At 74.2% G+C, this 2,836-nt stretch carries 3 protein-coding genes; 1 reads left to right on the top strand and 2 read right to left on the bottom strand.

Annotated elements, in window-relative coordinates:
* Both nrdR and CBZ_RS11675 read right to left on the bottom strand, forming a co-directional pair.
* Positions 1–547: transcriptional regulator NrdR (gene nrdR, locus CBZ_RS11680; RefSeq protein WP_373862168.1), on the bottom strand; the 547-nt coding region annotated here is incomplete at its 3' end.
* Between the two features lie 544 nt (positions 548–1,091).
* Positions 1,092–1,601, bottom strand: coding sequence for a LysM peptidoglycan-binding domain-containing protein (locus CBZ_RS11675; RefSeq protein WP_130781717.1), 510 nt, complete (start codon positions 1,599–1,601; stop codon positions 1,092–1,094).
* A 334-nt stretch (positions 1,602–1,935) separates the two neighbouring features.
* On the opposite strand from CBZ_RS11675, the gene lexA reads away from it, so the two are divergent.
* Entirely contained in the window at positions 1,936–2,655 is a 720-nt protein-coding gene (gene lexA, locus CBZ_RS11670; protein ID WP_246013304.1) for a transcriptional repressor LexA, read from the top strand.
* Positions 2,656–2,836 lie beyond the last annotated feature (181 nt).

The raw sequence follows: 2,836 nt of genomic DNA, 5'->3' as shown, positions 1-2,836 counted from the left end.
GGGCGGCCGACGCCGCGGTCCCCGCCGGAGCGGGTCCGGACCCGCCCTCGGCGTCGAGCCCGTCGTCGGCAGCGGCGCCGTTCGACCGCTCCTCGCGCTCCTCGCGGTCGGCACGCAGCACGGTGATCGCCGCCTCGAAGTCCTCGAGGGAGTCGAAGGCCTGGTAGACGCTCGCGAACCGCAGGTAGGCGACCTCGTCGAGCTCGCGCAGCGGCCCGAGGATGGCGAGGCCGATCTCGTACGCGTCGATCTCGGCGGAGCCGGACGAGCGGAGGGTCTCCTCGACCCGCTGGGCGAGCACCGCGAGGTCGTCCTCGCTCACCGGACGTCCCTGGCACGCCTTGCGCACGCCGTTGGCGATCTTCTCCCGGCTGAACGGCTCGGTCACGCCCGACCTCTTGACGACCGACAGGCTCGCGGTCTCGACGGTCGTGAACCGCCGGTTGCACTGCGGGCACTGCCGCCGGCGTCGGATCGACGACCCGTCGTCCGAGGTGCGCGAGTCGACGACCCGCGAGTCGGGGTGTCGGCAGAACGGACAGTGCACCGCGATCTCCTCGATGTCACGGACGGCGACGTCCGCGCCCCCGTCGTTGGTCGTCCCGGCGACGCTAGGACACGCCGGTACGGGCGGGCAAGGCGCCCCGCGGGACGGATCGGACCGATCGGCGGAGTGACCCCCGCCAGAGGGGCCGGCCGCCGGGAAGGAACCCGACCTGCCGCGCGCTCGTGCCGCGTGCACGGGGGTGGCCGCTCTCGGCGACCACCCCCGCGGGGACGCCCCCGTCCCAGGTCACGGACCGACTCGCCTCGGTCCGGCGCGGTGCTGCGGCACGCCTCCGTCGCGGACGACGGGTGCGGCCACACCTCGACGAGCCCCCCAGCCCGTCTGATGAGGTAAGGCTAACCTACGCAATGCCTCGGCCGTCGTCAACGCGGTCCATCTGGTGGCGGTACACCATCCCCGAGCGCACCGCCACCAGGTCCGCGCACCGGCGAGAGGCCGAGGCACGAACGACGAGCGGGCACCGCCGGTCCGACGGGCACGCGTGCACGACCGGCCACAGCCCGCGATGCAGGACCGGGAGCGCTCACCGCGCGGGCAGCACGATCGTCTGACCCGCCATGAGGCCCGCGCTCGGCAGACCGTTGAGCCGCACCAGCTCGATCACGACGTCACGCACGTCGTCGCCCGGGGCCGCGACACGCTCGGCGAGCGCCCACAGGGTCTCGCCCTCGACCACGACGTGCCGGACGACCTCGACACCGCCCGACACCGGGGCGTCGGCCACCGCCCGCGCGGCGACCATCGACACGCCGAGCGAGAGCAGCAGCCCCAGCGCGACGACCACGACGCGCCCACGGGTCGTCAGGCGGAGCGGAGCCTGCTCGCGCGACGCCGAGCGCCCGGAACCGGCGACGGACGCCGACTCCGTCGACACCGCGGTCCGGACCGGCGCCCGCCGCGCCTCCGCCCCGACGGGCGTCGGGCGGGCGCTCCGCGCAACCGGGGCGGGACGAGCGGCGGAGACCGGTCGGGCACGCCTCGTGTCCAGGTGCACCACGCTCGCGCCCATCGGCGACAGCACCGCTGTGTCCATGTCCGCCTCGCTCTCCGGTCCGACTCTCGGCCCTTCGTCGTTCGAACGGTTGTTCGTCGAACGTCTGTACGATTTCTATCAGGCCGCGCCGACACGTGTCGAGAGAAGATCGAACAGATGTTTGATCTCGCAGCTCGCACTGCCTAGGCTGGCCGTGCAGGGCAAGCGCACCACCGACCTCTGACATCGCCGCGCGGACTCCGCTCGGACGAGGCAGCGGCGGCTGGCGCCACCCGGCACCGAGCACGGCACCGAGCAGGGCGGCGACCGGCCGACGACGTCAGGAGGGCTGCACGTGAGCACCAGCGGGGACACGACCAGGACCGCCGAGCGGGTGGCGACCGTCCACGCGCTCCCGGACGGACCGGACGGAGCCGACGGCCTCACGGCGCGGCAGCGCCTCGTGCTCGACACGATCCGGGCCTCGGTCGAGTCGCGCGGGTACCCGCCGAGCATGCGGGAGATCGGCGAGGCGGTCGGGCTGACCAGCCCGTCGAGCGTCAAGCACCAGCTCACCGTGCTCGAGCGCAAGGGCTACCTGCGGCGCGACCCGAACCGGCCGCGAGCGATCGAGGTCGTGCACCCCGACGACTCCCGCGGCGTCGGCACGTGGACGGCCCCCGACGGCACCCGCACGCCGTTCGCCGCCCCCGGCGCCACCGACGACGAGCGCATCCCCAGCCCGTCCTACGTCCCGGTGGTCGGCCGGATCGCCGCCGGCGGGCCGATCCTCGCCGAGCAGGTCGTCGAGGACGTCTTCCCGCTCCCCCGCCAGCTCGTGGGCGACGGCGACCTCTTCCTGCTGCGGGTCGCGGGCGACTCCATGGTCGACGCGGCGATCTGCGACGGCGACTGGGTCGTCGTGCGCCGCCAGCCGGTCGCGGAGAACGGGGAGATCGTCGCCGCGATGATCGACGGCGAGGCGACGGTCAAGACGCTGCGCCGCTCCGACGGCCACGTCTGGCTCATGCCGCACAACGCCGCCTACTCCCCCATCCAGGGCGACGAGGCGACCATCCTCGGCCGGGTTGTCTCGGTCCTGCGAAGCCTCTGACCAGCACAATCCCCGACCTGCGCGATCTCTGTCCTGCACACCCTCCGTCCTGCGCAGTCCCTGACCAGCGCAGTGGCCGACCTGCGCAGCCCCTGACCTGCGTGGCCTCCGACCTGCGCCGCCTCTGACCCGGCGGCGCGCGGGCCACGCGGCCGGTGTCCGCGCGGGCCGGTCCCGCGGG

This window comes from Cellulomonas biazotea, assembly GCF_004306155.1.
Taxonomy (GTDB): Bacteria; Actinomycetota; Actinomycetes; order Actinomycetales; family Cellulomonadaceae; genus Cellulomonas; species Cellulomonas biazotea.
The sequence above is the reverse complement of the archived record's forward strand: the minus strand, read 5'-3'. Positions and strand labels throughout refer to the sequence as shown.